The following is a 2,550-nucleotide window of genomic DNA, read 5'->3' as shown; positions in this document are numbered from 1 at the left end:
CGAGCAGACGCGATGACCGCCGCCGCCGCAGTAAACGCGCCGTGAGCCTCAAAGGCCAAGGCGGTGAATCCCGTGTTGTTCGTTGTCATGGCGTGCGCCCGCGCGTGGTCGGCAGGCGTTCTGGTCAAAGTGATTTTTAGGGCGCCGCTCCGTGGCTACCCCTCGGCGGGCGGCACCGGGGGGGAGCGGCGGGGGCGGTTGGCGTCGAGGGCGTCGCGGACGCGCGCGGCCAGTGTCGCGAGGGCGTACGGCTTGCTGAGCACCGGCCCGTCCGCATCGTCCTGTGCCGGAAAGCCGGTGGAGATCAGTACCGGCAGGTCGGGACGCTTCGCCCGCGCGTGCTCGCGCAACGTGTCGCCGGTCATCTCCGGCATGATGCGGTCGGTCAGCAGCAGGTCGATCGTCACGCCCTGGTGCAGCAGCGACAGCGCCGCCGTGGGGGTGGCGGCCGTCATCACGTCGTAGCCGAGATCGCGCAACAGCGTCGCCGCCTGCTCGCGCAGGTCGATATCGTCGTCCACGACCAGCACCGTCTCCCGCCCGCGCGCCCGCGGCACGTCGTCGGGTGCGCCGCACTGCGCCGGAAAGGCGAGCGTCACCGTCGTCCCCTGCCCTTCGTGGCTCTCGATATCGACGCGCCCGCCGGTCTGGCGCATGAAGCCGTAGACCATGGACAGGCCGAGGCCCGCGCCCGCGCCCGGCGGCTTCGTGGTGAAGAACGGATCGATCGCGCGCGCCGCGACCGGAGGCGGCATGCCGCGGCCGTCGTCGGTGACGGTGAGCACAAGGTCAGTCGGCCGCCCGGCGACGGCGCGCTCGCTCACGGCGATTCGTACCGATCCGAGCTCCCCGATCGCCTCGCGGGCGTTGAGCAGGATATTCGTCAGCGCCGTGCGCAGCTGTTCGGCATCCGCCATCACATATGGCGCCGCTCCCGCCTGCGTGGTGTCGATGCTGAGGTCGATGCGCGGCCCCGCGATCTGGCGCAGCGTCGGCGCCATCTCGTCGAGCATTTCCGGCAGGTCGAGCCGCTGATCCTCGAGCCGCGACCGTCGCGCGAAGGTGATCATGGCATGCGTCAGGCTCGCCGCCCGCTCGGCCGCCTGCTGCACGCGCATCAGCCGCTTCGCCACGCGGTCGTCGCCGTCGGCCCCGTCGAGCAGTGGCTCGAGATTGCCGCGGATGACCGTGAGCAGGTTGTTGAACTCATGCGCGACGCCACCGGCGAGACTGCCCAGCCCCTCCAGCCGCTGCGCCTGTGCCAGGGCCAGTTCCGCATCCCGCCGCCGCGTCACGTCGAGCTGGCTGGCGAAATAATACAACAGCGCACCGTCCTGATCGAACACGGGGCTGACGAACAGCGCGTTCCAGAACGGCGATCCGTCGCGCCGGTAATTGAGCACCTCGACCGCGATGTCGGTGCGGCGGGCAAGCGCGTCGCGCACCCGCCCGATCGTCCCGCGATCGGTGTCCGGCCCCTGGAGAAACCGGCAGTTGCGACCAACGATTTCCTCCGGCCGGTAGCCGGTTAATTCGCAGAATGCCTTGTTGGCAAACGCGATCGGATTATCGGGCAGATTCGGATTGGTCACCAGCATCGGCATGCGGGTCAGCGCGACGGCGGCGAAGAAGATGTCGCTGCTTCCCGCAAATCCCGGTCGTCCGATTTGAGCCGGGCCACGTGCCGTCATTGTCTCCTGCCGATCCCAATGTCGTGTCCCGTTCGCCACGCCGGCCGCGAAAAAGTGAGAGCATTGACGCTTGTCACCGTCGGAACGTTGGGGTGAACGTAGTCCAACATCAGGCGGTTCCGGCGCATCCATGTTTTGGCAGATTCGTCTCTTTCCCAGCACGAGTGCGGCAATGACCCACGGACACGTCGCGAGATGCCGATGACCGATCCCGCTGATACGCGGCCTGGCGGCGAAGGCGGGATGCGGATCCTTCTGGTGGAGGACGAGTTCCTGATCCGCCTCACCCTGGCCGAGGCGCTGACCGATGCCGGCTATGACGTTCTCGAAGCGGAATCAGGTGACCAGGCGCTGGGCGTGCTGGAACAGGACCCGTCGATCCGCGTGCTGCTGACGGACATCCAGCTTCCGGGCCAGCTGAACGGCCTGGCGCTGGCCAGCAAGGCGCGGGCGACGCGCCCAGCGCTGCCGGTGATCTACATGACCGGCCGGCCGGACACGATGGCCGACACCACTCAGGGCAACCTCGATGCCTTCATCGCCAAGCCTTATCTGCCGTCGCAGGTCGCAGCGACGGTGCGGCGCCTGACGGAGGAGTGACGATCCCGGGGCGGGCGCGGCACGTCCGCCCCGCCCCGGATTGCCGTCTTCCCCGATCGCCAGCCTCCCCGATCGCCGATCAGCCCCGGCCGTGGCCTCCGCCGCCGGCGAAGTGGCCGCCTCCGCCACCGCCGAAATGCGGCGCTCCACCGAAATGCGGCGCCCCACCGAAATGGCCGCCGCCGTGGTAGCCGCCATAGCCGCGCCCGCCACCGAAGCCGCCACCGCCGCCATGGAACCCGCCGCCGCGCGACCAGCC

General features: G+C 69.3%; 3 protein-coding genes. 1 reads left to right on the top strand and 2 read right to left on the bottom strand.

The features are described 5' to 3' along the window. Positions 1 to 155 precede the first annotated feature (155 nt). Positions 156 to 1,691 (bottom strand): ATP-binding protein, encoded by a 1,536-nt coding sequence (locus B8460_RS12740; RefSeq protein WP_048861980.1) that lies wholly within the window; start codon positions 1,689 to 1,691, stop codon positions 156 to 158. A 243-nt stretch (positions 1,692 to 1,934) separates the two neighbouring features. Here B8460_RS12740 and B8460_RS12735 point away from each other — a divergent pair, with 243 nt between their 5' ends. After that, on the top strand, positions 1,935 to 2,291 hold the full coding sequence (locus B8460_RS12735; protein ID WP_199445640.1) for a response regulator: 357 nt from the start codon (positions 1,935 to 1,937) through the stop codon (positions 2,289 to 2,291). Between the two features lie 79 nt (positions 2,292 to 2,370). Here the strand turns inward: B8460_RS12735 and B8460_RS12730 are convergent. Next, positions 2,371 to 2,550: hypothetical protein (locus B8460_RS12730; protein WP_048861978.1), on the bottom strand; the 180-nt coding region annotated here is incomplete at its 5' end.

It is taken from the genome of Acidisphaera rubrifaciens HS-AP3 (assembly GCF_000964365.1).
In the GTDB taxonomy this organism is placed as follows: Bacteria; Pseudomonadota; Alphaproteobacteria; order Acetobacterales; family Acetobacteraceae; genus Acidisphaera; species Acidisphaera rubrifaciens.
This window is presented reverse-complemented; position numbering and strand designations above follow the sequence as displayed.